The sequence below is a fragment of the Pseudomonas azotoformans genome (assembly GCF_001579805.1).
Classification (GTDB): Bacteria; Pseudomonadota; Gammaproteobacteria; order Pseudomonadales; family Pseudomonadaceae; genus Aquipseudomonas; species Aquipseudomonas azotoformans_A.
This window is the reverse complement of the sequence record NZ_CP014546.1, coordinates 3,001,676-3,028,384: the sequence shown is the minus strand read 5'-3', so window position 1 is coordinate 3,028,384 and position 26,709 is coordinate 3,001,676. Positions and strand designations below refer to the sequence as shown.

At 59.8% G+C, this 26,709-nt stretch carries 23 protein-coding genes and 1 pseudogene; 16 read left to right on the top strand and 8 right to left on the bottom strand.

Features of this window, described 5'->3' with window-relative positions; translation table 11 throughout:
• Positions 1-140 precede the first annotated feature (140 nt).
• Complete coding sequence (locus AYR47_RS14005) at positions 141-1,487, bottom strand: spinster family MFS transporter (protein ID WP_033902735.1); 1,347 nt, start codon at positions 1,485-1,487, stop codon at positions 141-143.
• 251 nt (positions 1,488-1,738) lie between these two features.
• Between AYR47_RS14005 and AYR47_RS13995 the strand changes: the two genes are divergently transcribed.
• The 3 genes from AYR47_RS13995 (at position 1,739) to AYR47_RS13985 (ending at position 6,890) form a co-directional block, all read left to right on the top strand.
• Complete coding sequence (locus AYR47_RS13995) at positions 1,739-2,104, top strand: YkgJ family cysteine cluster protein (protein ID WP_061435592.1); 366 nt, start codon at positions 1,739-1,741, stop codon at positions 2,102-2,104.
• A gap of 140 nt (positions 2,105-2,244) precedes the next feature.
• Positions 2,245-4,509 (top strand): putative bifunctional diguanylate cyclase/phosphodiesterase, encoded by a 2,265-nt coding sequence (locus tag AYR47_RS13990; protein ID WP_061435591.1) that lies wholly within the window; start codon positions 2,245-2,247, stop codon positions 4,507-4,509.
• A gap of 203 nt (positions 4,510-4,712) precedes the next feature.
• A complete protein-coding gene (locus AYR47_RS13985) occupies positions 4,713-6,890 on the top strand; it encodes a hypothetical protein (RefSeq protein WP_061435590.1) in 2,178 nt (725 codons plus the stop codon).
• A 308-nt stretch (positions 6,891-7,198) separates the two neighbouring features.
• Here the strand turns inward: AYR47_RS13985 and AYR47_RS13980 are convergent, their stop codons facing one another.
• Entirely contained in the window at positions 7,199-7,501 is a 303-nt protein-coding gene (locus AYR47_RS13980; protein WP_017735930.1) for a DUF2288 domain-containing protein, read from the bottom strand.
• Positions 7,502-7,841: 340 nt separating this feature from the next.
• On the opposite strand from AYR47_RS13980, the gene AYR47_RS13975 reads away from it, so the two are divergent.
• The 9 genes from AYR47_RS13975 to AYR47_RS13935 all read left to right on the top strand — a co-directional run bounded on the left by AYR47_RS13975 (position 7,842) and on the right by AYR47_RS13935 (position 15,461).
• Positions 7,842-8,969 (top strand): branched-chain amino acid ABC transporter substrate-binding protein, encoded by a 1,128-nt coding sequence (locus tag AYR47_RS13975; RefSeq protein ID WP_016975069.1) that lies wholly within the window; start codon positions 7,842-7,844, stop codon positions 8,967-8,969.
• A gap of 226 nt (positions 8,970-9,195) precedes the next feature.
• The gene (gene livH, locus AYR47_RS13970; protein WP_028619257.1) at positions 9,196-10,119 is read left to right on the top strand and encodes a high-affinity branched-chain amino acid ABC transporter permease LivH; all 924 of its coding nucleotides are present in this window, start codon (positions 9,196-9,198) and stop codon (positions 10,117-10,119) included.
• Positions 10,116-11,369, top strand: coding sequence for a high-affinity branched-chain amino acid ABC transporter permease LivM (locus AYR47_RS13965; RefSeq protein ID WP_016975068.1), 1,254 nt, complete (start codon positions 10,116-10,118; stop codon positions 11,367-11,369). Before livH ends, AYR47_RS13965 begins: the two co-directional genes overlap by 4 nt.
• Positions 11,366-12,133 (top strand): high-affinity branched-chain amino acid ABC transporter ATP-binding protein LivG, encoded by a 768-nt coding sequence (livG, locus tag AYR47_RS13960; protein ID WP_016975067.1) that lies wholly within the window; start codon positions 11,366-11,368, stop codon positions 12,131-12,133. The genes AYR47_RS13965 and livG overlap by 4 nt, the downstream gene beginning before the upstream one ends.
• A gap of 1 nt (position 12,134) precedes the next feature.
• Entirely contained in the window at positions 12,135-12,836 is a 702-nt protein-coding gene (locus AYR47_RS13955; protein WP_010212366.1) for an ABC transporter ATP-binding protein, read from the top strand.
• A 171-nt stretch (positions 12,837-13,007) separates the two neighbouring features.
• A complete protein-coding gene (locus AYR47_RS13950) occupies positions 13,008-13,304 on the top strand; it encodes a BufA1 family periplasmic bufferin-type metallophore (RefSeq protein ID WP_061435589.1) in 297 nt (98 codons plus the stop codon).
• A gap of 23 nt (positions 13,305-13,327) precedes the next feature.
• Positions 13,328-14,206, top strand: a complete 879-nt coding sequence (gene bufB, locus AYR47_RS13945; RefSeq protein ID WP_033902741.1) for an MNIO family bufferin maturase — start codon at positions 13,328-13,330, stop codon at positions 14,204-14,206.
• A complete protein-coding gene (locus AYR47_RS13940; protein ID WP_061435588.1) occupies positions 14,203-14,979 on the top strand; it encodes an HvfC/BufC N-terminal domain-containing protein in 777 nt (258 codons plus the stop codon). The genes bufB and AYR47_RS13940 overlap by 4 nt, the downstream gene beginning before the upstream one ends.
• Complete coding sequence (locus tag AYR47_RS13935) at positions 14,976-15,461, top strand: DoxX family protein (protein WP_033902743.1); 486 nt, start codon at positions 14,976-14,978, stop codon at positions 15,459-15,461. The genes AYR47_RS13940 and AYR47_RS13935 overlap by 4 nt, the downstream gene beginning before the upstream one ends.
• Here the strand turns inward: AYR47_RS13935 and AYR47_RS13930 are convergent.
• Positions 15,458-16,366: a LysR family transcriptional regulator gene (locus AYR47_RS13930; RefSeq protein ID WP_061435587.1), complete on the bottom strand. Its 909-nt coding sequence runs from the start codon at positions 16,364-16,366 to the stop codon at positions 15,458-15,460. The genes AYR47_RS13935 and AYR47_RS13930 overlap by 4 nt on opposite strands.
• Positions 16,367-16,470: 104 nt before the next feature.
• Between AYR47_RS13930 and AYR47_RS13925 the strand changes: the two genes are divergently transcribed.
• The 3 genes and pseudogenes from AYR47_RS13925 (at position 16,471) to AYR47_RS13915 (ending at position 19,559) form a co-directional block, all read left to right on the top strand.
• Positions 16,471-17,070: a short chain dehydrogenase gene (locus AYR47_RS13925; protein WP_033902745.1), complete on the top strand. Its 600-nt coding sequence runs from the start codon at positions 16,471-16,473 to the stop codon at positions 17,068-17,070.
• 96 nt (positions 17,071-17,166) lie between these two features.
• Complete coding sequence (locus AYR47_RS13920; RefSeq protein ID WP_033902841.1) at positions 17,167-17,838, top strand: COG3650 family protein; 672 nt, start codon at positions 17,167-17,169, stop codon at positions 17,836-17,838.
• A 106-nt stretch (positions 17,839-17,944) separates the two neighbouring features.
• Positions 17,945-19,559 (top strand): annotated as a pseudogene (locus tag AYR47_RS13915) (NAD(P)/FAD-dependent oxidoreductase).
• Between the two features lie 43 nt (positions 19,560-19,602).
• On the opposite strand, the gene AYR47_RS13910 reads toward AYR47_RS13915, so the two are convergent.
• The gene (locus AYR47_RS13910) at positions 19,603-20,697 is read right to left on the bottom strand and encodes a PLP-dependent cysteine synthase family protein (RefSeq protein WP_033902747.1); all 1,095 of its coding nucleotides are present in this window, start codon (positions 20,695-20,697) and stop codon (positions 19,603-19,605) included.
• Positions 20,698-20,913: 216 nt separating this feature from the next.
• On the opposite strand from AYR47_RS13910, the gene nhaA reads away from it, so the two are divergent.
• A complete protein-coding gene (nhaA, locus tag AYR47_RS13905; protein ID WP_061435585.1) occupies positions 20,914-22,101 on the top strand; it encodes a Na+/H+ antiporter NhaA in 1,188 nt (395 codons plus the stop codon).
• 703 nt (positions 22,102-22,804) lie between these two features.
• On the opposite strand, the gene AYR47_RS13900 is transcribed toward nhaA, so the two are convergent.
• The 4 genes from AYR47_RS13900 to AYR47_RS13885 all read right to left on the bottom strand — a co-directional run bounded on the left by AYR47_RS13900 (position 22,805) and on the right by AYR47_RS13885 (position 26,650).
• Positions 22,805-23,269: a glycine zipper 2TM domain-containing protein gene (locus AYR47_RS13900; RefSeq protein WP_003189251.1), complete on the bottom strand. Its 465-nt coding sequence runs from the start codon at positions 23,267-23,269 to the stop codon at positions 22,805-22,807.
• Positions 23,270-23,540: 271 nt separating this feature from the next.
• A complete protein-coding gene (gene pdxH, locus AYR47_RS13895; protein WP_061435584.1) occupies positions 23,541-24,188 on the bottom strand; it encodes a pyridoxamine 5'-phosphate oxidase in 648 nt (215 codons plus the stop codon).
• A gap of 27 nt (positions 24,189-24,215) precedes the next feature.
• Positions 24,216-25,361: an OmpA family protein gene (locus AYR47_RS13890; RefSeq protein WP_061435582.1), complete on the bottom strand. Its 1,146-nt coding sequence runs from the start codon at positions 25,359-25,361 to the stop codon at positions 24,216-24,218.
• Positions 25,362-25,504: 143 nt separating this feature from the next.
• Entirely contained in the window at positions 25,505-26,650 is a 1,146-nt protein-coding gene (locus AYR47_RS13885; RefSeq protein WP_033902842.1) for an EstA family serine hydrolase, read from the bottom strand.
• Positions 26,651-26,709: the final 59 nt, after the last annotated feature.

Sequence of the window (26,709 nt, the reverse complement as noted above, 5' to 3'; positions counted from 1 at the left end):
GGCCCGCGCAATACGGACCTTCTTTATTAGTCTTTCGGGGCTCTTCGCGAGCAAGCCCGCTCCCACAGTTGACCGAGTTCCAACGTTGGAATGCAGTCGAATGTGGGAGCGGGCTTGCTCGCGAAGGAGTCACCTCGGTCTCAAGCTGTCACCGCCGAACCCGGCACCTCCACCGCACTCAACCCCTCCTTCATCTTCTTGGCATCGCGCACAAAACACCGCGACGCCTGGAACAAAAACAGCATGGTCAAGAACAGCGCCACCGGGATCAGGTACATGGCGTCATGCAACCCCACCGCTTTATACGCTTCAGTCATCTGCTCCGCCCCGGCCGCATACATCGCCGAATGGGCGAAATGATCGGAGAGCCCACCCACCACGATCGGCCCCATCCCACCGCCCAGTAAGTACAGCCCGGCAAAAAACAGCGCCATGGCCGTGGCGCGCAGGCGCGGTTCGACCACGTCCTGGATCGCCGTGTACACGCAGGTGTAGAAGTTATAGGCGAACAACCAACCCACGCTGAACAGCGCCACAAACACACCAATCTCGATACGCCCGGCGTGCAACGCCCAGGCGGTGGTCACGGTGGAGATGATCAGGCTGAACGCGGCGAACAACAGGCGACCATTGGCAACACGCTGGTGGATCTTGTCAGCGACCCAGCCACCTAAAGTCAGGCCTACCAGGCCGGTCAACCCGACGATGACGCCCGTGGCGACGGCCGCTTCCTGCAACGGCATCAGGAAATAACGCTGCAGCATCGGCACCAGGAACGAGTTGCAGGCATAGGTCGCAAAGTTGAAGCACAGCCCGGCCAGCACCAGCCACAGGAAGGTCGGCACCGCCAGTACGCGGCGGATCGGGCGGTCGACGCGCTCCTGGGAAACCTGCACGGTTTCGGCGGCGCCGCGCTTGGGCTCCTTGATATAGAACATGAACACCGCCAGGATCATCCCCGGTACCGCCGCGATAAAGAACGGTGCGCGCCAGCTGTCGAACGCCTTGACCATCCAGCCGATGGTGAAGAACGCCAGCAACAGCCCCAACGGCAGGCCCAGCATGAAAATGCCCATGGCCCGCGCGCGACGGTGCGCCGGGAACAGGTCGCCAATCAGCGAGTTGGCCGCCGGCGCATAGCTGGCTTCGCCAATGCCGATTCCCATGCGCACCAGCAGAAACGTCCAGAAACTGCCGACCATGCCATTGACCGCCGTCAACCCGCTCCAGGCGAACAGGCCCCAACCCATCAGTTTGCTGCGCGAGCCGGTATCGGCCAGGCGCCCGAGGGGTAGGCCGGCAATGGCGTAGACGATGGTGAAGGCGGTGCCGATGATGCCGAGCTGGAAGTCGCTCAAGTGCCATTCCATGCGGATTGGCTCGATGATGATCGCCGGAATCGTGCGATCAAAGAAATTGAACAGATTAGCGAGGAACAGCAGGAACAGAATGCGCCAGGCATTCGCCGCTTGGGTCGAGTTCTGCATGGGTCCGTCTCTTTTATAGTTATGAGAGCTGCGATGCCCGATGCATCCTGCCCGGTACCTGCAACATAGTCAGCCAGCCCCCGGTTGTCTGTAATGATTCGTAAAGCTGATAGGGCATGATTTCGCCCGGCAGCACGGGACTTGGCCTACAAAAATATAAGTGCCTGCCCCCCTTCCCAACGGCCATGGCCCGGATAGAATGGCGAGCCTTCCGTAACACCCCACCCCTACTTTTCTTATCGATGACGCCCATGTCCGAAGCCAGTCCGTGTCTGAATTGCGGTGCCTGCTGTTCACACTTTCGCGTGTCTTTCTTCTGGGGCGAGTGCGCCTCATCGGGGGGCACGGTGCCCGATGATCTGGTGGTGCAGATCAATCACACCCGCGTGGCGATGATCGGCACCGACCAGAAACCGGCACGCTGCTGCAGCCTTGAAGGGGAAGTGGGCCAAGGCACCCGTTGCACGATCTATGATCAGCGCTCCAGTGTGTGCCGCGAATTCGAGTCCTCCTGGTATGAAGGCGTGCACAACGCCGATTGCGATGCAGCCCGCGCGGCATTTGGCCTGGCGCCGCTGGAAGCACCGTTCGAACTGGAGCTGCCTATCAGCGCTTAGCATCAAACGCTATGAGTGGCATGCCAAAATCGTAGAGGAGCAAAGTGCCATTACTTCTTGGCGAATTCTCCTACACGTCTACACTGGTCCCCATAGGTCATCGCCGTAGGCAGTGACGTGACGCTATGACGGGACATGCTATGGAATGGCTGGGTCTGCATTTTTTTACCGAGCTTCCAGAGAGCGGGCACTTATTACTCAATTGCAGTCATAACCCCTTTTTGGTACTGCTGGCCTACCTGGTCGCCTGCGCGGCGGGTTTCGGCACGCTGGACATGGCCGAACGCGTCGGCCATGTCGAAGACCCTACCGCGCGCCGCCACTGGCGCTGGCTCGGTGCCGGGTGCCTGGCGGGCGGGATCTGGTCGACCCATTTCATCAGCATGCTGGCCTTCCAGGCCCCGATTGCCATCCATTACGAACTGCTCATGACGTTCGCGTCCTTGCTGATCGCGTTGATCGCGTCGCTGATCGCCATGCAAACCCTGAGTCACCCCCACCTGCGCTTCCACCAGTATTTGCTGGCGTCGGTGTGGATGGGCATCGGCATCGCCTTGATGCATTACGTCGGCATGTCGGCCATGCGTTCCCAGGCACAGGTGTATTTCGAAACAAAACTGTTCATGGCCTCGATCGGCATTGCCATCGGCGCCAGCCTGGCGGCCTTGCTGCTGTCGAGTTACCTGCGCAACGGTGCCGGGGTGTTCCACCAGTTGCTTAAATATGCCGCCAGTCTGGTGCTCGGCGCGGGCATCCTGAGCATGCATTTCACCGGCATGGCCGCTATGCGCCTGATGGTGCCGACGGGGGCGGACTTGTCGCTGCCGCTGGACAACAATCCGATTCAACTGGGCTTGTCGGTCGCCGTCATCACCCTGCTGGTGATCGGCAGCAGCATCAGCGCGGCCCTGGCTGACAAGAAACTGCAACATAAGGAACGCGATCTACGTCGGGTCAATGCGCTGCTCAGCGAACTCGATCAGGCCCGCGCCTCGCTGCAACAGGTGGCCCACTACGACGCCTTGACCAGCCTGCTCAACCGAAGAGGCTTCAACCAGATCTTCGCGGAAAAGCTCGCCGAAAAAACCGCCTCCCACGGCATGATGGCGGTGATCTTCCTTGATATCGACCACTTCAAACGCATCAACGACAGCCTCGGGCATGACGCCGGCGACCAGTTGCTCACCGTGCTGGCCGGGCACATCAAGGGCTCGGTACGCAGCCACGCCGATGTGGTGGCGCGGTTTGGCGGCGATGAGTTCTGCATCTTGATCAGCATCCACCACCGCGACGAAGCCCGGCACCTGGCCCAACGCATCATGCAACAGATGAAAGAACCCATCGAACTGGCCGGCCGGCGCATGGTGATGACCACCAGCATCGGTATCAGCCTGTTTCCCGATGACGGCCTGACGTGCGAAGAGCTGTTGAAAACCGCCGACCTGGCGCTGTATCAGTCCAAGGATGCCGGGCGCAACAGCCTGAACTTCTTCAGCTCCAACCTAAAAACCCGCGCGTTCCTTGAACTGCAACTGGAAGAGGAACTGCGCGGCGCCCTGCGCACCCGTAACCAACTGGTGCTGTTCTATCAACCGATCTTCGACATGAAACTGGGCAAGGTCACGCGACTGGAAGCCTTGGTACGCTGGCAACACCCACAGCACGGTCTACTGGCTCCGGACCGCTTTATCGGCATCGCCGAAAGCAACGGCCTGATTGCCGAACTGGACCACTGGGTACTGCGCCAAGCCTGTCATGACCTGAGCCTGCTGTCGGAACGGGGTTATACCGACCTGACCATGGCGGTGAACTGCTCGGCCCTGAACCTGGCCCGCGATGAGCTGGCGGATGAAATCGAAGACGCGTTGCGCTTCAGCGGGATCGGCGCCAACCGCCTGGAACTGGAAGTCACCGAAAACGCCCTGATGGGTAACATCAGCAGTACTTTGGCGTTGCTGCGGCAAATCCGCGCGCTGGGTGTGTCACTGGCCATCGATGACTTTGGCACCGGCTACTCATCCCTCGCTTACCTCAAGCGCTTGCCCCTCAACACCCTGAAGATCGACCGCTCGTTTATCCAGGATATTCCCAAATCCACCGCCGATATCGAGATCGTCCAGGCGGTGATCGGCATGGCCCACACCCTACACCTGCAAGTGGTGACCGAAGGCGTGGAAACCCAGGCCCAGTTCGAGCTGCTGCACCAACATGGCTGTGATTTCGTCCAGGGTTACCTGCTGAGTCCTGCGGTGCCAGCCAGTGACATCATCGGTGTAATGCAAGGCATCAACATGCGCAATCCGCTCCACTCACCAAGCGGGGTGAGCACCACGGACAGCCGTACGCCGAAAGAGCCCTCGCCAAGCCGTGGAGGCTCCACGTCCATCGTCAGGCCAATTCGCTGACGCCGAATCTTTGGCATTTCGCCATCATTTGCCTAAAGAACGCCGACGAACGGCCGATTCATCAGAGTCCGGCCAGGTTTTCCCCGAAAACACTAGGGTTTAGCCCACTCGCCCAGGACAAGGACGCACTGTAAAGTCGCGAACTCCCATTCCGTGATGGCCCTTTGATACTTTCAGCCATCCGCCCAGGCACATGGCGCACAATGACTTCTAAAAATAACTCTGCCACCGTGGTATCCGACGTGTTGCTCCCAGCTCCTGCGGACACTCCCTCAGGTTCAAAGTCATTGAGCACCGCCCGCCCGCTGGCCACCCAGCAATACCTGTATTTCACCGAAACCAATACCGACCGCATCCTCGACAACCTCGACGGCCTGCGCGACATGGTGTTCCCGCGCGCCCCCCATCTGGAAGGCGACAACGATCCGCGCAACGAGCAGGAATTCCCCTCGGTGTGCCTGATCGGCCTGGGCCGCTGTGGTTCGAACATCGCGCTCGACGTGGCGGAACTGGTGTACAACGCGCGCAAGTTCTACTTGAACGAATTCAGCAACGAAGACAAGTCACAGGACAAGGGTTACAGCCCGGCCCAGTGGATCCGCAACAACCTGCGCCTGGGCAGCGGCAAGGCCAGCAAACCGGTGTTCCTGGTGGAACCGCTGGTAATGCTTGGCGACCTGGACAAGGACATCGCCGGGCGTATCCGCTTCTCGCGCAAGGGCGAAAAAAGCGGCTTTTTGCGCGACTACAGCAAGATGAAAATCATGGACCTGTCTGAAGTCCATGCCGGTGGTGCAGGTAACGCGCCGATCCTCGGCCAGTACCTGGCCAAGATCATCCTCAATAAAGACACCCAGCGTTTTTCCAGCCCTGACTGGAAGATGATCCACTCGTACCTGATCGACTCGTGCGGCATCAAGGCCAACCAGTCGCGCCTGTACTTCTCGATCTTCAGCGCCGGCGGCGGCACCGGCTCGGGCATGGCCTCGGAATTCGGCCTGGCCCAGCAACACTCGTACATGAACAAGACGTTCGACACCAAGCCCGCCGACGAGCACGACAGCAAAAGCGGCCATGCCTTTGTGTTCGAGCCGATCTTCACCAGCGGCATTTGCGTGCTGCCGAACATTTCCGACCACCGTAGCGAAATGTCCGAGGCGCTGCACATCAACGCCGGGCGCCTGCTGTGCAAATACCTGTCGGAAGAATGGGATTTCTCGTACAACTTCGCCAACGAAGACAGCAGCGAAGCCAGCGTGAAGGGGCGCATCCGGCCGTGGAACGCGATGATGCTGATCTCCAACGACATCATGCGTTATGCCGAAGAAAGCGATGACGGCAACATCCAGAACATTGACGTCAATGCCATGGAAAAACACGCCAACCAGTACATTTCCCAGCAGATTTTCAACATCCTCACCGCCCAGGCCGTGACCACCGACTACGACCAGAACTACTTCCGGCGCGCCGGGATCGACATCGGCGAAACCATCCGCCTGGATGCCAACGACCTGTTCATGAGCCTGGCCGGCCCGGTGGCGATTGCCTACGCCGAGTCCGTCGTCCCGGAAACCCCGGCGCCGTCGAGCGACAAATTCAAGGTATTCGAGAAAGAGCCGCAACGCCTGAACATCGATGACCTGTTCTTTCGCTCCATCGACCTGCCGCACTTCAACAAAGTCACCCAAGCCATCGAAGGCATCAGCCTGCTGCCGATCGAATCCAAGCGCTACAAGGCGTCGCTGGAGCAGTACAAGAATTCAGGCTACGACGCGGCCGCGTTGCATGACCTGCACTTCTTCAAGAACTGCTCGTCGGTGGTGTCCATCGTCTCGTTGCCCAAGGACTACAAGCTGTCCTACATGGACCTGAACCGGCTCAAGACCCACCTCAACAGCCTGTTCCCCAACACCACCCTCAAGCGCTATGCCCTGGTGATCGGTGCTTCGGCCAACTTGTCGCTGACCACCTTGATTGCGAAAAGCCCGTGCCTGTCGGATGATTTCCTCACGCTGATCGTAGCCTTCATCAAGCGCTGCTTTGCGCGCAACCCGTACCGGTTCGATGACACGCTGGACAACTCGATCCTGGATTTCATCATCCACGAGGACTTCGACGAAGCCCATATCGACGAGCTGCTCAACGAGTTCGAAAATCCGGCGAAGATCCTCGATACCAACTGGTACGCGATCAAGCCGATGTATGAGAAGAAGTACCGCGAGCTGATCAACGACAAAGAGAAGTTCGTATCGATCAATGACATTCGCCTGTCGCGGGATTGCGTGAAGAAGGCGATCAAGTACTTGCGTGAGATTTACCGTCACCGCATCGGTAAGACCAAGGTTATTTCGTTGAATAACCACACCGGCAAGACCGCCTAGACCGAGGCGCCCTCTTCGCGAGCAAGCCCGCGCCCACACTTGAAGGTGTGCATCCTGTAGGAATGCGGTCGAGTGTGGGAGCGGGCTTGCTCGCGAAAGCAACAGCCCAGGCAACAGATATCTATAGCCCTGGCACACCTGGAAACAATTCCCCAGTGATTTCACCACGGCCCAACTGTTCCCGTGACGCGCACGTCACCCTCGGCTGTGACCTTTCTCTACGGCAAGATGCCATCACCGCTTCAGCAGTTACTCCGCTACACACTTCCCTCGGCAAAAAACGTGCACCTTTTTCGTGCAGGCTTTTCTTACGCCGCCCTTTCCTGGATCAGAATCCACGGTGAAACCACCACCGCCCACAGACTCGGATCGCGCTCAACCAGGTCCAGCGCCCGCGTCGCAGACACTTCGCCCAGGCTACCAGAGGCCAGCCAGGCAGCGACTTTGTCGCGGTTGTCCTCGGCCATTCCCTCGGCGGCTTCGATCAAATCCAGGCCTGCGTCGACCCACAATAGGGCACCCTTTGCGAAGAACGGCTCAAGCTCCTTCCAGGATATTTCGGCGGTTTCACCAAGCAGCTTGGCATAGAGGGTGCTAGGTTCTTGCGTCATGGGAATTCACCTGAGTAAAAAACGGCGCAATCATAACGTCGTGGCCCTGGTAGAAAAACCCAGTTGCAAATGAGTCACCGAGAGAAAGTGTCAGGAAAGCCAAGGATTGCCCGAAACTCTGGCATCACCCCGCCGCAATTCTGTCTTTTTCTTTCATTTAAGCGACATACCCGGGTTTTGCCCCCAGCAGCCAGCTTTTCAAGCGATCAACCGGCGCTCTACACTGTACCGGTACAGTTGCCAGGGCACTGCCGGGGGGATATCCGAGATATCTGATCCGGTTCTGCAGCTCACAAGGCCGCTAGAACTATAAAAAATACAACAGTAAGAGTGGAGCACTATGAATAAGGCTACTAAGCAGATTTCCAAACTGTTTGCCGCTATGGTCCTGGCTGGGGTTGCCGGCCATTCGTTCGCAGCCGACACCATCAAGATCGGTATCGCAGGGCCTAAGACCGGTCCAGTGACGCAATACGGCGACATGCAATTCATGGGTGCCAAACAAGCCATCGCCGATATCAACGCCAAGGGCGGCGTCGACGGCAAAATGCTTGAGGCCAAGGAATACGACGACGCTTGCGATCCTAAACAAGCCGTTGCCGTCGCCAACAAAGTGGTCAACGACGGCGTCAAGTTCGTGGTCGGTCACCTCTGCTCCAGCTCCACTCAACCTGCCTCCGACATCTATGAAGACGAAGGCGTGATCATGATTACCCCGGCTGCCACCAGCCCGGAAATCACCGCCCGTGGCTACAAGCTGATCTTCCGCACCATCGGCCTGGACAGCGCCCAAGGCCCGGCCGCCGGCAACTACATTGCCGACCACGTGAAGCCGAAGATCGTTGCCGTCCTGCACGACAAGCAGCAATACGGTGAAGGCATCGCCACCGCCGTTAAACAGACCCTCGAGAAAAAAGGCACCAAGGTTGCTGTCTTCGAAGGCCTGAACGCCGGCGACAAAGACTTCTCCTCGATCATCCAGAAACTCAAGCAAGCCAACGTCGACTTCGTCTACTACGGCGGCTACCACCCTGAGTTGGGCCTGATCCTGCGCCAAGCCAAGGAAAAAGGCCTGAACGCCAAGTTCATGGGCCCGGAAGGCGTCGGCAACGACTCCATCTCGCAAATCGCCCAGGGCGCTTCCGAAGGCCTGCTGGTGACCCTGCCTAAGTCCTTCGACACCGACCCGGCCAACAAAGCCATCGTTGAAGAGTTCGCCAAGAACAAGCAGGACCCAACCGGTCCGTTCGTGTTCCCAGCCTACTCGGCCATCGAAGTGATCGCCGGCGGTATTGCCGCTGCGAAGAGCGAAGACACCGCCAAAGTGGCAGCCGCCATCCACGCGGGCACCTTCAAGACCCCTACCGGCGACCTGAGCTTCGACGCCAAGGGCGACCTGAAGGACTTCAAATTCGTGGTCTACGAATGGCACTTCGGTAAACCAAAAACCGAAGTTTCCCCTCAGTAAGCCAGGCGTTACTGGTCCAACAAGCCCACTGTGAGAGCAGTGGGCTTTGTTTTACGAGGTTTATGGGCCTGTCACCCGCGATCCGGGCGCTGGCTCACCTGAAAATCTTAAAACCGTCACCAGCGGTTCGCTGGCAAACGCTTTGTGCAACCTGGTCACAGAACAGGGCACAGGCCGGAAATGACTCCACCAGTGAAATGCGTATCGGGTTTTTAGGAGCGCTGTAATGCCTGAGATCTATCATTTTTTCCAACAGCTGGTTAATGGCCTGACCATTGGCAGCACCTATGCCTTGATAGCCATTGGCTACACAATGGTTTACGGCATCATTGGAATGATCAACTTCGCCCATGGCGAGGTGTACATGATTGGTTCCTACGTGGCCTTTATCGCCCTTGCCGGGTTGGCCATGATGGGTATCCACTCCCTGCCGCTGTTGATGACCGCCGCGTTCCTGGCGTCGATCGTCGTGACCAGTGCCTATGGCTACAGTATCGAGCGTGTTGCCTACCGTCCCTTGCGTGGCAGCAACCGTCTGATTCCGCTGATTTCCGCCATCGGCATGTCGATTTTCCTGCAGAACACCGTATTGCTGTCCCAGGACTCCAAGGACAAGTCCATTCCCAACCTGATCCCGGGGAGCATCTCCTTCGGCCCAGGTGGCGCACAAGAAGTGCTGATTTCGTATATGCAGATCCTGGTCTTTGTCGTCACCCTGGTGGCGATGCTGGGCCTGACCCTGTTCATCTCTCGCTCCCGTCTGGGGCGTGCCTGCCGGGCTTGCGCCGAAGACATCAAGATGGCCAACCTGCTGGGTATCAACACCAACAACATCATCGCCCTGACCTTCGTGATCGGTGCCGCACTGGCTGCCGTTGCGGCGGTGCTGCTGAGCATGCAGTACGGCGTGATCAACCCCAACGCTGGTTTCCTGGTAGGCCTCAAGGCCTTTACTGCGGCGGTATTGGGCGGCATCGGCAGTATCCCGGGCGCGATGCTGGGTGGCCTGGTGCTGGGTGTGGCCGAAGCCTTTGGCGCCGATATCTTCGGCGACCAGTACAAGGACGTCGTGGCGTTCGGCCTGTTGGTTCTGGTGCTGTTGTTCCGTCCGACCGGCATCCTGGGCCGTCCGGAGGTTGAGAAAGTATGAGCAGATATCTTAAATCGGCGTTTTTCAGCGCCTTGCTGGTATGGGCCGTGGCCTTTCCGGTACTCGGCCTCAAGCTGAGCATTGTCGGCATCAACCTGGAAGTGCATGGCACCGGTCCCGTGACCCTGACCATCATCGCCCTGTGTTCGGTGCTGATGTTCCTGCGCGTGCTGTTCACCCAGCAGGTCGGCGCCCTGTTCAAGGGCAACCGTGGCCCGTTGGTATCGCCCAAGGTCAGCCAATTCCTGACCCTGCCGCGTACCCAGCGCTACATCATCATCGGCCTGATCGTGGCCGCGTTGATCTGGCCGTTCTTTGGCTCGCGCGGTGCGGTCGACATCGCCACCCTGATCCTGATCTACGTATTGCTGGGCCTGGGCCTGAACATCGTGGTGGGCCTGGCCGGATTGCTCGACCTGGGTTACGTGGGCTTCTACGCCGTGGGTGCCTACACCTACGCGCTGCTCTCGCACTACCTGGGCTGGGGCTTCTGGATCTGCCTGCCCTTGGCGGGCATGGCGGCGGCTACGTTCGGCTTCCTGCTCGGCTTCCCGGTGCTGCGCCTGCGCGGTGACTACCTGGCGATCGTGACCCTGGGCTTCGGTGAAATCATCCGGTTGTTCCTGCGTAACCTCACCGACATCACTGGCGGGCCCAATGGCATCAGCAGCATCCCCAAGCCGACCTTCTTCGGGCTGACGTTCGACCGTAGCGCCGCAGAAGGCATGCAGACCTTCCACGAGTACTTCGGGATCGACTACAACCCGGTGAGCAAAGTGGTGTTCCTGTACCTGGTGGCGCTGCTGCTGGCACTGGCTGCATTGTTCGTGATCAACCGCCTGCTGCGCATGCCCATCGGCCGTGCGTGGGAAGCGCTGCGTGAAGATGAAATCGCCTGCCGTGCACTGGGCATGAACCCGACAGTCATCAAGCTTTCGGCATTTACCCTCGGGGCAACGTTTGCCGGTTTCGCCGGCAGCTTCTTCGCCGCTCGCCAAGGCCTGGTGACGCCGGAGTCGTTCACCTTCATCGAGTCGGCGATCATCCTCGCCATCGTGGTACTGGGTGGCATGGGCTCGCAACTGGGCGTGATCCTGGCGGCGATCGTGATGATCCTGCTGCCGGAAATGATGCGTGAGTTCAGCGAATACCGCATGTTGATGTTCGGCGCCATGATGGTGCTGATGATGATCTGGCGTCCTCAAGGCCTGCTGCCCATGCAACGTCCACACATGGAGCTGCGCAAATGAGCCGCGAGATCCTGAAAGTCGAAAATCTGAGCATGCGCTTCGGCGGCTTGCTGGCGGTCAACGGCGTGGCCCTGACCGTGAAAGAGAAACAAGTGGTAGCGTTGATCGGCCCCAACGGCGCCGGCAAGACCACGGTGTTCAACTGCCTCACCGGTTTCTACAAGCCGAGCGGTGGCAGCATCCTGCTGGACGGCCAGCCGATCCAGGGCCTGGCCGGTCACGAAATCGCCCGCAAGGGCGTGGTGCGGACCTTCCAGAACGTGCGGTTGTTCAAGGACATGACGGCGGTCGAGAACCTGTTGATTGCCCAGCACCGTCACTTGAACACCAACTTCTTCGCGGGCCTGTTCAAAACTCCGGCGTTCCGCAAGAGCGAGCGCGAGGCCATGGAGTACGCCGAGTACTGGCTGGACAAGGTCAACCTGACCGAGTTTGCCAACCGCCCGGCCGGCACCCTGGCCTACGGTCAGCAACGTCGCCTGGAAATCGCCCGCTGCATGATGACCCGCCCGCGGATCCTCATGCTCGACGAACCCGCGGCTGGCCTGAACCCCAAGGAAACCGAAGACCTCAAGGCGCTGATCAGTGTGTTGCGTGAAGAAAACAACGCCACGGTGTTGTTGATCGAACACGACATGAAACTGGTCATGAGCATTTCCGACCACATCGTGGTGATCAACCAGGGCACGCCTTTGGCCGACGGGACGCCGGAGCAGATCCGCGACAATCCTGAAGTGATCAAAGCCTATTTGGGGGAAGCGTAAAATGCTGCAATTCGAAAACGTTTCCACTTTCTACGGCAAGATCCAGGCCCTACACAGCGTCAACGTGGAAGTGCGCCAGGGTGAGATCGTCACGCTGATCGGTGCCAACGGTGCCGGCAAATCGACCCTGTTGATGACCCTGTGCGGTTCGCCCCAGGCCCACAGCGGCAGCATCCGTTACATGGGTGAAGAACTGGTGGGTCAGCAATCCTCGCAGATCATGCGCAAGAGCATTGCGGTGGTGCCGGAAGGGCGTCGTGTGTTCTCGCGCCTGACCGTGGAAGAGAACCTGGCCATGGGCGGGTTCTTCACCGACAAGGGCGACTACCAGGAGCAGATGGACAAGGTGCTGCACCTGTTTCCTCGGCTCAAGGAACGCTTCAGCCAGCGCGGCGGCACCATGTCCGGCGGCGAGCAGCAGATGCTCGCCATCGGTCGGGCGCTGATGAGCAAACCCAAGCTGTTGCTGTTGGACGAACCTTCACTGGGCCTGGCACCGATCATCATCCAGCAGATCTTCGACATCATCGAACAGCTGCGCAAGGACGGTGTGACGGTGTTCCTGGTGGAGCAGAACGCCAACCAGGCGCTGAAAATCGCTGACCGTGCCTATGTGCTGGAAAACGGCCGGGTAGTGATGCAGGGGACGGGCGAGCAGTTGCTGACCGATCCGAAGGTGCGCGAGGCGTATCTGGGCGGCTGATAAAAGGCCCTTGATGAAAGCCATCAGAGGAGCTGGGAAACCAGCTCCTCATTTTTTTGGGAAAAATAAAAGATTTTCCCTACACGCTTGTAACGATTTTCTCCGTACCGTCTCTAGAGGTGTAAGCAGGCATGTAAGCCTGCCACCTCAACCCACTGCTGGAGATACACCATGACGACCAAACTGTCCGCCGCCACCCTCGTTCTGGCCCTCGGTTCCGCCCTGAGCCTGTCCGCCCTGGCCACCACCGCCCACGCTGCCGACGACATGCAGAAATGCTTCGGCGTCGCTGAAGCCGGCAAGAACGATTGCGCCGCGGGTGCAGGCACTTCCTGCGCCGGTACCTCGAAAGTCAAAGACCAGGCCAACGCCTGGAAACTGGTCCCTGCCGGCACCTGCCTCAAGACCCCAAGCTCCACCTCGCCGACCGGTTTCGGCCAGGAAGCAGCCTTCACCGCCAAGTCCTGAAACCTCGTAAAACCTGAGTACTGATGATGACCCTTTCATCCCTGCAAGCCGTCTCCCAGGCTCAGGCGCCCGGCCTTCCCCGCCGGGCCGGGCTGGGGCTCAAGCACGAGCATTTCATGGAAGTGCTGGAGACCTCGCCCGACATCGGTTTTTTTGAAGTGCACGCCGAAAACTACATGGTGGCCGGCGGCCCGTTTCATCATTACCTGGGGTTGATCCGCGAGCAGTACCCGCTGTCCTTGCACGGCGTGGGCCTGTCCATCGGCGGCGAAGGCCCGCTGGACCGTGAGCACCTGGCACGGTTGGCCGCGCTGATTGAACGCTATCAACCCCACTCTTTTTCCGAACACCTGGCCTGGTCAAGCCATGGCCCGGTGTTCCTCAATGACCTGCTGCCCCTGGCTTACGACAGCGCGACCCTGCAACGGGTGTGCGAACACGTTGATCAGGTGCAGAGCACCCTCAAGCGCGCGATGCTGCTGGAAAACCCGTCGACTTATCTGCAATTCCAACGCTCAACCCTGGACGAGACCGACTTCATCAGCGAAGTCATCCGCCGCACCGGCTGTGGTTTGCTGCTGGATGTAAACAACGTCTATGTGTCGTGCATCAACCATCGGCGCGATCCACTTGCCTACCTCGACGCGTTGCCATTGCACGCGGTGGGCGAGATTCATCTGGCCGGTTTTGCCGAAGACACTGACAGCCTCGGCGATCGCTTGCTGATCGATGATCACGGCGCACTTATCGACAACGCCGTGTGGCAGCTGTACGAAAAGGTACTTAAACACGTCGGCTCGGTAGCAACCTTGATCGAGCGGGATAACCAGGTGCCGGCGTTCGGCGTATTACTGGCCGAGGCCCAGCAGGCCGAATGGCATCTGTCGAAGGTGAAAGCATGAGCCTGCACGACAATTTCGCCGAGGCATTATTGGCGCCGGACCTGGCCTGCCCCGATGGCCTGTTCAGCACCAATGGCGCCGATCCCGCCAGCCGCTTCGTGGTGTATCGCAACAATGTGCACAGCTCATTGATCAACGCGTTGGCGACGGCATATCCCGTGACATTGCAGCTGGTAGGCGAAGAGTTCTTCCGAGCGATGGCCTGCCTGTTTGTACAGGCTTGCCCACCCACCAGCCCGTTGATCAGCGAGTACGGCAGTGCGTTCGCGGCGTTTATCCAGGATTTCGAGCCTGCCGCCAGCGTGCCCTACCTGGCGGATGTCGCGCGCCTGGAACGCTTGCGTGTGCGTGCCTATCACGCCGCGGATACCCAGCCGCTGGACCAGCAGACGGTTCTCCTGGCACTGCAAGGCCAGGCAGACTTGGGGAAACTGCGCCTGCAACTGCATCCCTCCCTAGCCACTTTGAATTCAGCCTATGCAGTGGTGGCCGTGTGGGCCGCGCACCAGACCGAAGGTGGCCTGGCCACTTTGAATCCCTGGCACGCCCAGGGTGCACTAGTCATACGTCAGGGCCTGGAGGTTCAAGTCTTTGCTATCGACCACGGCTCAGTCGCGTTTATCGACAGCCTGGCCCATGGCACGCCCTTGGAAAAAGCCGTGGAGCAGGCGCTTGAAACTGCAGCCGAGTTCGATCTGCACCAATGTCTGACGCTGCTGATCAGCCACAACGCCATCACCCATTTGCAACCAGAACAAAAGGTATCGCCATGAATACTCGTCCATCGTGCCTGATCAATCGGGTCATCGCGCTTTTCGAACAGATTCCCTACAGCCTGATCGCCTTTCTCGCACGCTTCTCCATTGCAGCCGTGTTCTGGAAATCCGGGCAAACCAAAGTCGAAGGCTTCGCGATTGATTTGATCAGCGGCACCTTCCAACTAGGCGCACCGAAACTGGCGGCTTCGACATTGCCGCTGTTTCGCAGCGAATACCACGTGCCGCTGTTATCGCCGGAAATCGCAGCGCCTATGGCTGCATTTGCCGAGCATTTTTTCCCGGTGTTGATCCTGATGGGCTTCGCCACGCGCTTCTCGGCCTTGGCCCTGATCGGCATGACCCTGGTGATCCAGCTGTTCGTCTACCCGGACGCCTACCCAACCCATGGCACCTGGATTGCGCTGCTGTTGCTGCTGGTGGCCAAAGGGCCGGGGCGTCTGTCCATCGATCACCTGATCGCTCGTCGCTACGCTTAAAGCCGATCCAGCGCCTCGCCACTGCGCTTGAACCAGTCCACCAGATAGTCGGCCAACACCTGGGTGCGACGCGGCAAGCCGCCTTGATAAGGATGCACCAGGTACATCGGCAGGCTCCGCGTCTGATAATCGCGCAGGAGCCAACGCAAGCGGCCGTCAGCCAATTCTGCTGGAAGCACATAGGACGGCAGCCGTGCGATACCGGCGCCCACCAGCGCGGCTTTTTTCAACAGGTTGTAGTGGTTGGACGCAAAGGTGCCGCTGACCCGCACCCGCAGCAATTCGTGCTGCTGGTGGTACAGCCACTCTTCCCGCCCGCTGTAATGGCTGTTGAGCAGGCAGGTGTGGGTTGCCAGGTCGGCCGGGGTCTGTGGCTCACCATGCTGCTCGAGGTACGCCGGACTGGCGCAGGTCATTTCATGCCAGGCCAGCAGTGGCTTGGCCACCAGGCGCTCGTTTTCAATCGCGCCTGAGCGTACCCCCAAATCAAACCCATCCCGCGCCAGGTCACGGTAACTATTGTTGAGCTCCAGCTCGATCTGCACTTGCGGGTACTGCTTGGAAAATTCCAGCAACAACCCGTCGAAGAAGGTCTCGCCCAACGAGACCGGCACCGTCATGCGCACCGGCCCGGCCAGGTCGTCCTTGAGCCGCGCCAATGCCTGCCGGGCCCGATCTACCTGCACCACCAATGCCTGGGCCTGGGGCAGCAACGCTGCGCCGGCGGCTGTCAGGCTGAGTTTGCGCGTGGTGCGGTGCAGCAAGACCACGGAAAACCGCGCTTCCAACTGGCTGATCCGCTTGGACAACTGCCCTTTGCTGCAGTCCAGTTGCTCGGCGGCCACGGTAAAACTGCCGGCTTCGATCAGCACCGCAAACGCGGCCAGGTCATCCATCTCGCTCATGGATTGTTTCCATTTGAAAACCAAAGGTTGCCTATTAGCGCGTTTATCCGCCCAAAAAGCCACACTAGACTGAATCCTCACTTACCCCCTGGAGGAACAGCACGATGAAAATCCTATTGATTGGCGCCAGCGGCACTGTCGGCTCGGCAGTCAAGGCGGAACTGGCTCAGCGTCACGACGTGATCAGCATCGGCCGCAACAGCGGTGACTTCCAAGTGGATATCAGCGACAGCGCGTCGATCCGCAAGCTGTTCGAACAGACCGGCAAGTTCGATGCCCTGGTCTGTGCGGCAGGCAGCGTGAACTTTGTAGCGCTGGGTGAGATGAGCGAAAGCGATTTCGAACTGGGCTTGCGTGACAAGCTGATGGGCCAGGTCAACCTGCTGTTGATCGGCCGCGAGTACGCTAATGATGGCGCCTCGTTCACCTTCACCAGCGGCATTCTGAACCGCGATCCGATCCGCACTGGCGCCTCGGCGGCACTGGTCAACGGCGCACTCGATGCCTTCGTCAAAGCCGCAGCGATCGAGTTGCCGCGCGGGCTGCGCGTCAACGCAGTGAGTCCGACGGTCTTGCTGGAAGCCATGGACAGCTACGCGCCGTATTTCCGTGGCTACAAACCGGCGTCGGGTGCCGACGTGGCGTTGGCCTACGCAAAAAGCGTGGAAGGCCTGCAAACCGGTCAGACCTTTATCGTGGGGTGATCAGGCTGCCTGTCAGAATTGCCTGAACCTCGCGGGCGGGGTTGTGGTGCGACGCAGGCCTGCGTAACGTGGCGGCACTTGTCTGGAGACTCGATGATGCGTGCCGCCCATACCCTTGCTCTACTTGCCTTGTTTCCCCTGTTTGGCGCCTGCCAGATGTTCGATAACGATCCGGCCAAGCCCTCTATCGCCGGGCTGACCCGCATGCAGGGCGAACTCACGGCAGTCGGCGGCAAACTGCTGTTCCAGCCGTGTGGCGACAAACGCAACTATGTGGTCAACGACACCGGCGGCACCAGCATCCTGCAGGAAGCGGCTTCTCTGGCCGGCGAGCAAGGCGCGTTGTTTGCCGACCTGCGCGGCAAATTCTCCGGGGTCGCCAGCGGCACCCAGGGCAGCGTCGACCTGCAACAACTCTACCGCGTCGAACGCTCGACCTCGGCCTGCAACGACCCCGACTTCAAACGCATGATTCTGCGCGCCAACGGCCACAAACCGACCTGGGTGATGAACGTCACCGCCAAGGGCCTGGTGCTGGAACGCGAAGGCCAGCCGCCACTGGCGGTGCCTTATGTGGAAGAACAAATCGGTGACGGCCGATTCAACCTGATGACCGAGGCCAATAATCAACACGTGGAATTGTGGGTGGCCCCGCAGCGTTGCGTCGACCCGGTCAGCGGCAGCCTGCAACACATGAGCGCCGAACTGCGCGTCAACGGCCAGGTGCAGCGCGGTTGTGCGTCGTTCGGCGGCTCGCGCGACGACTGACGCCACGCCGTGCTGTTTTAACATGACGGGAAACCGCCATTGGGGCTTATAATCGCCGGTTTGCAAAACAGCCGGCCTCCGAGCCCGCCGCCTACCGGATCCTGTCATGTTACGAATCACCGAACTCAAGCTGCCCATCGACCATCCCGAAGAAGACCTGCGGCCCGCCATCGTGCAGCGCCTGGGCATCGCCAGTGATGACTTGCTCGATTTCACCCTGTTCAAGCGTAGCTACGACGCCCGCAAGAAATCCTCGGAGCTGTGCTTCATCTACACCATCGACTTGAACGTGAAGGGTGAAGCCGCCCTGCTGCTCAAGTTCACCGATGACCGCAACGTCAACCCGGCGCCGGATGTCAGCTACAAAGTCGTGGGCCAGGCGCCGGAAGGCCTCACGGAGCGTCCAATCGTGGTCGGTTTCGGCCCGTGCGGCATCTTCGCCGGCTTGTTGTTGGCGCAGATGGGCTTCAAGCCGATCATCCTTGAGCGCGGTAAGGAAGTGCGCCAGCGCACCAAGGACACCTGGGGCCTGTGGCGCAAAAGCGTGCTGAACCCAGAGTCCAACGTGCAGTTCGGTGAAGGGGGCGCCGGGACTTTTTCCGACGGCAAGCTGTACAGCCAGATCAAGGACCCGAAGTTCCACGGCCGCAAAGTCCTGCATGAGTTCGTAAAGGCCGGTGCGCCGGAAGAGATCCTCTACGTCAGCAAGCCGCACATCGGTACGTTCCGCCTGACCGGCGTGGTAGAGAACATGCGCGAGCAGATCATCGCCCTCGGCGGTGAAGTGCGCTTCGAACAGCGCGTGACCGACGTGCTGATCGAAGACGGCCAGTTGAACGGCGTCGTCGTCGATGGCGGCGAACAGATCCTGTCCAAGCACGTGATCCTGGCGCTGGGCCACAGCGCCCGCGACACGTTCCGCATGCTCCATGGCCGTGGTGTGTACATGGAAGCCAAGCCGTTCTCGGTGGGTTTCCGTATCGAACACCCGCAATCCTTGATCGACGCCGCGCGACTGGGCAAATACGCCGGCCACCCGAAACTCGGCGCGGCCCGACTACAAGCTGGTGCACCACGCCAAGAACGGCCGTTCGGTCTACAGCTTCTGCATGTGCCCAGGCGGCACCGTGGTCGCAGCGACTTCCGAGCCGGGCCGTGTGGTCACCAACGGCATGAGCCAATACTCGCGTAATGAGCGCAATGCCAACTCCGGCATCGTGGTCGGCATCACGCCTGAGGTGGATTATCCGGGTAGCCCGCTGGCGGGTATCGAGCTGCAGGAACGCCTGGAATCCCACGCCTACGTCCTCGGCGGCAGCAACTACGAGGCGCCAGCACAACTGGTGGGGGACTTCATCGCCGGCAAGCCGTCGACGGCGATCGGCAGTGTGGAACCGTCCTACAAACCAGGTGTGTCCCTGGGCGATTTGGCGCTGGCCTTGCCGGACTTCGCCATCGAAGCGATCCGTGAAGCCTTACCGGCGTTCGAAAAGCAGATCAAGGGTTACTCGCTGCACGACGCGGTGTTGACGGGTATTGAGACTCGCACTTCGTCGCCGCTGCGGATCACCCGTAACGAATCGATGCAGAGCCTGAACGTGAAAGGCCTGTTCCCGGCCGGGGAAGGCGCCGGTTATGCCGGTGGGATTCTGTCGGCAGGCGTGGATGGGATTCGGATTGCCGAGGCGTTGGCGCGGGATATGTTGGGTATCGAGGCCTGACACATTCTCTTGTAGAAGCCCGGCTCGCCGGGCTTCTAGACGATTAAATGTTGGCGCGCAGGATGCTGTCCGGCAACGGCTCGCCCCGCTCGACACTGGCCGCAACGGCCGCAATCAACCCAGCCAATTCATAGCCCTGGGCGTCGAGCCAGGCCTGATCGTAGTAAGTCGTGGCATACCGCTCCCCGCCATCACACAAGATCGCCACAATCGAACCCGACTCCCCCGCCGCTTTCATTTGCTGCGCCGCCACCAGAGCGCCGACCAGGTTAGTCCCGCTGGAACCACCGACCCGCCGCCCCAACCGCTCAGCCAGGTAATGCATGGCCGCCAGCGACAGTGCATCCGGCACCTTGACCATCGCATCGATCACCTTGGGCAGAAACGACGCCTCGACCCGTGGCCGGCCAATGCCTTCGATGCGTGAACCACAGTCCAGGCGCAAGCTGGCGTCGCCACTCTGATAGAAATCAAAGAACACTGAACGCTCGGCATCGGCGCACAACACGCGTGTGCAGTGCTGGCGATAACGCACATAACGACCAAGGGTCGCGGTGGTGCCGCCAGTGCCGGGGCTGGAGATCAACCAGCTCGGTTCCGGATGCTGCTCGAAGCGCATCTGCTGGAAGATCGACTCGGCGATATTGTTGTTCGCCCGCCAGTCAGTGGCGCGTTCGGCGTAGGTGAACTGGTCCATGAAGTGACCGCCACTTTCACGCGCCAGGCGTTCGGATTCGGCGTAGATCTGCGTGGGATCCTGTACCAAGTGGCTCTTGCCGCCGTAGAAGGCAATCTGCGCGATCTTTTCCTGGGAGGTGGTGGCCGGCATCACCGCAATAAACGGCAAACCGAGCAAACGCGCGAAGTAGGCTTCGGAAATTGCCGTCGAACCGCTGGAGGCCTCGATCACCGGCGCGCCCGGCTTGAGCCAACCGTTACACAGCGCGTAGAGAAACAGTGAGCGGGCAAGTCGGTGTTTGAGACTGCCAGTGGGGTGGCTGGACTCGTCCTTGAAGTACAACTCGATACCCGGCAACCCCGGCAGCGGCAACGGGATCAGGTGCGTGTCGGCACTGCGCTGGAAGTCGGCTTCAATAATGCGAATGGCTTCGCGGGCCCAGGGACGGTGGTCGCTCATGGAGGGTTTCTCTGAAGGTGTAAGCCCTGATTTTAGGGGGTTTCCTACGTGTCACACAGATACAGTACCGACTCAATCGGACACACAATTGCTAGGCTTAGACGCAACGTCATGCCAAACAGCTTCTTATAACAAATAAGAATATAACTTTTGTTTTAACAACTAACGGTACGGGTTAGGGTACCCACCTATTGAATCTGGATTGGAGAGCATCCCTTGCCTCTGCGTAGCACTTTTACCCGTTTCTTCCAGCTGGAAGCCGCCAGCGGTCTGTTGTTGATCGCGGCTGCCGCCTTGGCGTTGATCATCAACAATTCACCTTTGTCGCACCTGTACGAGGCGTTTCTCGACGTACCGGTGGTGGCACAGGTCGGCGCGTTGAAAATCGCCAAGCCGGCCTTGCTGTGGATCAACGACGGCCTGATGGCCCTGTTCTTCCTGCTGATCGGCCTGGAGGTCAAGCGTGAACTGCTCGACGGCCACCTGTCCAAGCCCTCGCAAGTGGTGCTGCCCGGCGCGGCGGCTATCGGCGGCATGGTCGTGCCGGCGCTGATCTACTGGGCGATCAACAAGGATTACCCCGCCGCACTCTCCGGCTGGGCGATCCCCATGGCCACCGACATTGCCTTCGCCCTCGGCGTGCTGGCCTTGCTCGGCAAGCGCGTGCCAGTGTCGCTGAAGCTGTTCCTGATGACCCTGGCGATCATTGACGACCTGGGCGCGATCATTGTGATTGCGGTGTTCTACTCCGCCGACCTGTCCGGCGCTGCCCTTGCAGGCGCGGGTGCGTGCTTGATTGCCTTGATTGCGATGAACCGCCTGGGCGTCATCAAGCTTGGGCCTTACCTGATCATCGGACTGATCCTGTGGGTCTGCGTGCTCAAGAGCGGCGTGCATGCAACGCTGGCCGGCGTGACATTGGCCTTCTGCATCCCCATGCGTACCAAGAACGCCGAGCCCTCGCCGCTGCTCACGCTGGAACACGCCCTGCACCCATGGGTGGCCTACGGCATCTTGCCGCTGTTTGCCTTCGCCAACGCCGGCGTATCCCTGACCGGCGTCAGCCTGGAAAGCTTCACCCACCACGTGCCCATGGGCATCGCCGCTGGCCTGCTGATCGGCAAGACCGTCGGTGTGTTTGGCCTTACTTGGCTGGCCATCAAGACCGGCCTCGCCGCCCTGCCCAGCGGTGCGAACTGGGGGCAGGTGTTTGGTGTGGCGATCCTGTGTGGGATCGGCTTTACCATGAGCCTGTTTGTCGGTTCGCTGGCATTTGTGCCGGGTGCCAGTGAGTTTGCCGGTGAGGACCGGATGGGGATTTTGACGGGATCGATTCTGGCGGCGTGTATTGGTTATGCGGTGACGGCGATGGCGAGTCGTAAGAAGGCCACGCTTCAGGGTTGAACTGACAGACCGAAAACCAAAAAGCCGCCTCGGATTGACCGAGGCGGCTCCACTTCTCAGACCTTACAGGTCATCGAAGCTGTCTCGCAGGAACTTCCATACGTGATAAGCACGCAGACAGTTCACTACGAGGTTCCACATACGTCGTGCAAACTTCGACATACTCGGCCCCCTTACGTTGGGCCTACCTCCAGCACACTTACCGGAACACGTGGCCTTTGGATGCAGGTCAATGCATCTTTGAGGCGGCCGGGTTGATGGGCCTTCCGCGTGAATCCGGCACGGATTACTAGCCCGTGGCGGTCAGTCCAAGAATTCGCGCGCGTGCCCGGCTCACCTAAAAGCAACAAACGTAGAACAGGGAAGAGCCTAACGGATATCCCAAATGAAGGTGTGACGAACAGCGATCAAATATCCAGTACTCTTGTGAGATCTATTGCAAGTTTTTGCTGCGCTCGTGGTCCATCTCCCAACCTTGCATGACAGTATGACCAGGGGTAATATCGGGCTGCAGGTCAATGCATCTTTGAGTCGCATCCCCAGCTGCTAGCTGGATATGCAATAAAAAACCGCCCTACTAAGGCGGTTTTTTATTGCCTGCGTTTTTGCATTTAGCCCGGCCGCCACCTAAAAATGCCCGCTCAGAAAACCAAAAACCCCAACCAGTCACCCGGTTGGAGTTTTGTGTTTCTACAACCCGCGCTTAGCGAGTAACGCGGCTGGTGCCATCAACGGTCATGATGCGCACGCGGTCACCAATGCGGAAGATTTCATTCTCCTGCACAGCCTGCACGTAGGCGCGCATGCTGCCGTCGTCTTCGCGGACGGTGATTTCCACACCTTGGGTGCGGGTCAGCCCTTCTTCGGTGGCCGAACCCAACAGGCCGCCAGCAACAGCGCCGATCACGGCGGTCACGATGCTGCCACGGCCACCGCCGATGGCGCTGCCGCCAACACCGCCGATGACTGCGCCGGCAGCGCCGCCGATTGGGGTCTTGGTGCCTTCGATCTTCACAGGACGCAGGGATTCGATGGTGCCCATGCGCACGGTCTGTACACGACGCGCTTCGTCACGGGAGTACGAGTCGCCGGTCAGACTCGAGGCGCAGCCACCCAGCAGCAACGACAGCGTGGTAAAGCAGGCAACCAGTAAAACGGACTTACGCATAGCATCAACTCCAAAGGACAGGTGGTCATTAAACGCTGCAGATTGCCGCCTGTCACGGCAAGCACCGCAGAAAATTGCTTTCATTCAGCCTGAGTACAGACTGACCGCACCAGAAAAATCGACGAACGGTAGCGTACCCCCTTCAAGGATTACTTTGATTGTAGTCGCGACAGTCGCCAGGAACACCACACAGCACTACACGCCCGAAGCCTCTGGTATAGAGACTTCAGCGTGATAGGCAACATTCAGGTGAAGTGACGAAAGGTGCAGCTCAGGGCGCCAAGCGCTCGCGGGTCCAATCGGCCCCTTGCAGGCGATAGTTCAGGCGGTCGTGCAAGCGGCTGGCACGACCTTGCCAGAACTCGATGCGCTCCGGCAGCAAGCGATAGCCACCCCAATGCTCGGGGCAGTCGGGCTGGGTGTCGCTGAAACGCTGTTCGGTGGCCTTGAGCAAGTCGTGCAGTTCCTCGCGGTCACGAATGACCTGGCTCTGCGGAGACGCCCAGGCGCCCAGGCGGCTGCCCAGCGGGCGGACCTGATAATAAGCGTCCGACTCTTGAGCCGTGACCTTGACCACCCGCCCCTCGATGCGCACTTGGCGCTCCAGGGTCGGCCAGAAGAAGGTCATGGCCGCGAACGGCCGCGCCGCAAGCTGTTGGCCCTTGGCACTCTGATAGTTGGTGAAGAAGGTAAAGCCCTGCGCGTCCAGGCCCTTGAGCAACAGGATGCGGCAGTGAGGGCGACCGTCCTGGTCGACCGTGGCCAAGGTCATGGCATTGGCCTCCACCGGTGGCTGCTCGGTTTTCACCGCGTCGGCAAACCACTGGTGGAACAAGGCAAACGGCTCGCTCGGGGCCTGGGCCTCGCTCAAACCATCCCGTGTGTAGTCACGGCGCATATCGGCCAGTGCCTGGGTCATGCGGCTTTATCCTTCTGGTTCAGCGGATCAGTTTTTCGCCTGGTCGTTGGCAGCCGGTGCAGCTTTTTTGGCAGCAGGCTTGGCTGGCGCTTTTTTAGCGGCGGGCTTGGCGGCGGCTTTCTTGGCGGCCGGGGCTTTTTTCGCTGCGGCTTTCTTCGCAGCAGGTGCTGCTACTGGCGCTGGAGCGGCCTGCACAGCAACCATTTCAGCGGCAGGCGGGGTTTTGCCCGATTGATACTTGCTCAGCAGCGCCAACATGGTGGTGCGCTGGGTGAACATGATCTCCATGCGACGGTTCAGCGCTCGGCCCTGAGTGCTGTCGTTGGCGGCACGTGGCATCAGGTCGCCCATGCCACGCAGCATCAGGCGGTCCTGCTTCAGACCGCTGAGGCTGAAGATCGAAGCGATGGATTGTGCGCGTTCCTTGGACAACGCCTGGCTGGCCGGGGCGGTGCCGGTGGCATCAACGTGGCCCAGCACCAGTACGGCGGTCTTCGGATCGGCTTCAACGGCCTTGGCAACACGGGTGAACGGACCGAGAGTGACCGGCAGCAACATGGCTGGGCGTTTCGGGTTGTAGGAACCGTCTACCGGGGCAATCACGACGAGCACGTTGTCGCGACGTTCCAGTTGCAGGTTGCTGTCCTTGATGGCGGCGCGCAGGCGCGGCTCATAGTCGTCCAGCCAGGCCTGGGTGATTTTTGGATCCGGCATCGGCACGTTGGTCACGTCGACCTTGGCCAACGGCTTGGGTTTGCTTTCGAACGGCCACCACCATTTGGTTTCGGTGTCGTTCTTGGCGACAGCTGGGGCAGCGGCAGGGGCTGGCTCGGCGGCCTTGAGGTCGGCTTTCAGGTCGGCCTTGGCATCGGCGGCCTTTTCGTCGGCGCTCTTGGAAGAGAACGGCCACCAGCTGGAACCGGTGTCAGCCTTGGCGGCTGGAGCGGGAGCGGCAGCAGCGGCTACCGGGGCGGCAGGCTTGGCGCCGGCAGCGGGCTTGGCGTCCGGTTTAGCGTCCGGCTTGGCATCGGTTTGGGTCACTGCATCCTTGGTGGCGGCCTTATCAGATCCAAATGACCACCAATGCCCGCCTTCGGCATCATTTTGTGGAGTTTGTGCGCAGCCGGTAATAGTGAGGCATAGCGCCAGTGCCAAGGACTTGTTCGATAACATGAGATATCCACAAAATGAGAAAAGAAACGGGGGTCTGGATGACCCGTTAAACAGACGCTTACAGAACATTAAAGTTACATCGTTTCGTTCAGCGCCTTCTTATAGTTGCCTTTGTAACAAAAAAACGTGAAACAGCAAGGGGTTTACAGACAACCGGCCAATATTCCGACCAACTTCTGTGCCCGCGGGTCCATAAGTACATAGGGACCCAATGTATTAGTCACAAAACCAAACGCTACATCATGCTCTGGGTCGGCAAACCCGACCGAGCCGCCCGCCCCAGGATGCCCGAATGCACGCGGGCCAAGGCCAAAGGTGGCATTGGGCAGCTGCGGTTGGTCCAACATGCAGCCCAGGCCAAAACGGGTTTGTGTCAATAATGTTTTATCCGGCCCGATACTGTGTTCGCGGGTCAATTGTTCAAGCATGTCGGCTTCGAGCAAACTACCGTCCAATAAGCCACTATAAAAGCCCGCCAGGCTACGTGCATTACCGTGACCATTTGCCGCCGGCTGCTGCATACGGCGCCATTCAGGTTTGTTAGTGCTGGTCAGAATAGACGGTGGATTAGCAAATGCACGGGTCGTCATGGCCGTGGGTTCACGCATCATTACTTGCAGTAAACGTTGTGCCGCTTCATCGCCCATATTGCCTTTGCTACGCGCTATATGTGCCACGCGATAAAACTCTGCATCCGCCAGGCCCACATGGAAGTCCAGCCCCAGTGGCCGCGCAACCCGCGCCACGATGGATTCTCCCGGCCCACGCCCATCGGCACGACGCAGCAACTCACCCACCAGCCAGCCGTAGGTGATCGCCTCGTAGCCATGACCTTGGCCAGGTGTCCACCACGGGGCTTCGGCCGCCAGGGTATCGACCATCAGTTGCCAGTCGTACAAAGCCTCGGTCGGCAGCATTTCGCGGATTGCCGGCAACCCGGCCTGGTGGCAAAGCAACTGGCGCAGGGTGATGGATTCTTTGCCCGCTGCAGCAAATTCCGGCCAATAGTTGGCAACCGGTGCGTCCAGTTGCAACTTGCCTTCGGCCACCAATTGCAGCGCCGTCACGGCGGTGAAGGTCTTGGTGCAGGAGAACAGGTTGACGATGGTGTCACTGTGCCAGGCCTCGGCACCGTCCTTGTCGGCGGTGCCGGCCCACAGGTCGACGACGGTTTCTCCGCCTATCTGGATACACAGCCCGGCACCACGCTCCTGCGGGTCATCGAACAACGCGGCAAAGGCTTCCCGTACCGCTTCGAACTGGAGTTCGTAATGACCCTGGATCTGCACCTGAACACCCTCGGACAACACAGCAAAAAGTGGCCGACATTGTTCCAGTACTGGTGGGT

What these genes read in the sequence shown, in the direction of transcription:
- AYR47_RS13980 (WP_017735930.1), bottom strand. Translation starts at nt 7,501, where the DNA reads ATGACGCAAGAACCTAGCACCCTCTATGCCAAGCTGCTTGGTGAAACC.
- livG (WP_016975067.1), top strand. Translation starts at nt 11,366, where the DNA reads ATGAGCCGCGAGATCCTGAAAGTCGAAAATCTGAGCATGCGCTTCGGC.
- AYR47_RS13975 (WP_016975069.1), top strand. Translation starts at nt 7,842, where the DNA reads ATGAATAAGGCTACTAAGCAGATTTCCAAACTGTTTGCCGCTATGGTC.
- AYR47_RS13920 (WP_033902841.1), top strand. Translation starts at nt 17,167, where the DNA reads ATGCGTGCCGCCCATACCCTTGCTCTACTTGCCTTGTTTCCCCTGTTT.
- AYR47_RS13890 (WP_061435582.1), bottom strand. Translation starts at nt 25,361, where the DNA reads ATGTTATCGAACAAGTCCTTGGCACTGGCGCTATGCCTCACTATTACC.
- pdxH (WP_061435584.1), bottom strand. Translation starts at nt 24,188, where the DNA reads ATGACCCAGGCACTGGCCGATATGCGCCGTGACTACACACGGGATGGT.
- AYR47_RS13985 (WP_061435590.1), top strand. Translation starts at nt 4,713, where the DNA reads ATGACTTCTAAAAATAACTCTGCCACCGTGGTATCCGACGTGTTGCTC.
- AYR47_RS13950 (WP_061435589.1), top strand. Translation starts at nt 13,008, where the DNA reads ATGACGACCAAACTGTCCGCCGCCACCCTCGTTCTGGCCCTCGGTTCC.
- AYR47_RS13930 (WP_061435587.1), bottom strand. Translation starts at nt 16,366, where the DNA reads ATGAGCGAGATGGATGACCTGGCCGCGTTTGCGGTGCTGATCGAAGCC.
- AYR47_RS13900 (WP_003189251.1), bottom strand. Translation starts at nt 23,269, where the DNA reads ATGCGTAAGTCCGTTTTACTGGTTGCCTGCTTTACCACGCTGTCGTTG.
- AYR47_RS13910 (WP_033902747.1), bottom strand. Translation starts at nt 20,697, where the DNA reads ATGAGCGACCACCGTCCCTGGGCCCGCGAAGCCATTCGCATTATTGAA.
- bufB (WP_033902741.1), top strand. Translation starts at nt 13,328, where the DNA reads ATGATGACCCTTTCATCCCTGCAAGCCGTCTCCCAGGCTCAGGCGCCC.
- AYR47_RS14005 (WP_033902735.1), bottom strand. Translation starts at nt 1,487, where the DNA reads ATGCAGAACTCGACCCAAGCGGCGAATGCCTGGCGCATTCTGTTCCTG.
- AYR47_RS13965 (WP_016975068.1), top strand. Translation starts at nt 10,116, where the DNA reads ATGAGCAGATATCTTAAATCGGCGTTTTTCAGCGCCTTGCTGGTATGG.
- AYR47_RS13955 (WP_010212366.1), top strand. Translation starts at nt 12,135, where the DNA reads ATGCTGCAATTCGAAAACGTTTCCACTTTCTACGGCAAGATCCAGGCC.
- AYR47_RS13935 (WP_033902743.1), top strand. Translation starts at nt 14,976, where the DNA reads ATGAATACTCGTCCATCGTGCCTGATCAATCGGGTCATCGCGCTTTTC.
- AYR47_RS13925 (WP_033902745.1), top strand. Translation starts at nt 16,471, where the DNA reads ATGAAAATCCTATTGATTGGCGCCAGCGGCACTGTCGGCTCGGCAGTC.
- AYR47_RS13940 (WP_061435588.1), top strand. Translation starts at nt 14,203, where the DNA reads ATGAGCCTGCACGACAATTTCGCCGAGGCATTATTGGCGCCGGACCTG.
- AYR47_RS13995 (WP_061435592.1), top strand. Translation starts at nt 1,739, where the DNA reads ATGTCCGAAGCCAGTCCGTGTCTGAATTGCGGTGCCTGCTGTTCACAC.
- livH (WP_028619257.1), top strand. Translation starts at nt 9,196, where the DNA reads ATGCCTGAGATCTATCATTTTTTCCAACAGCTGGTTAATGGCCTGACC.
- AYR47_RS13990 (WP_061435591.1), top strand. Translation starts at nt 2,245, where the DNA reads ATGGAATGGCTGGGTCTGCATTTTTTTACCGAGCTTCCAGAGAGCGGG.